Annotated in this window: 1 protein-coding gene; it reads left to right on the top strand. The window is 63.5% G+C overall.

The genetic code is table 11. From position 1 onward, the window contains the following. A partial coding sequence (locus tag CSQ87_RS10675; RefSeq protein WP_117434936.1) for an iron-containing alcohol dehydrogenase occupies nt 1-266 on the top strand: 266 nt, incomplete at both ends.

Genomic DNA, 266 nt, shown 5'->3' with positions numbered 1-266 from the left:
ATGATTTTCAATCAGACGGCGTACTTCGGTCGCGGTGCGATCAAGGAGATCCCCGATGTCGCCCGCAAGCATGGTTTCAGGAAGGCGTTCATCGTCACCGACCCGGTGCTGCTGGAGACCGGCACCGCGAAGAAGGTCACCGACGTGCTGGACGCCGCGGGCCTGGAGTACGAGGTGTTCGACAACGTCAAGCCGAACCCGCCGGTGGAGTGCATCCAGGACGGCGTGCTGCGGTTCAAGGCGTCGGGCGCGGACTTCCTGATCGG

This window comes from Bifidobacterium simiarum (genome assembly GCF_002802905.1).
Taxonomy (GTDB): domain Bacteria; phylum Actinomycetota; class Actinomycetes; order Actinomycetales; family Bifidobacteriaceae; genus Galliscardovia; species Galliscardovia simiarum.
This window is presented reverse-complemented; position numbering and strand designations above follow the sequence as displayed.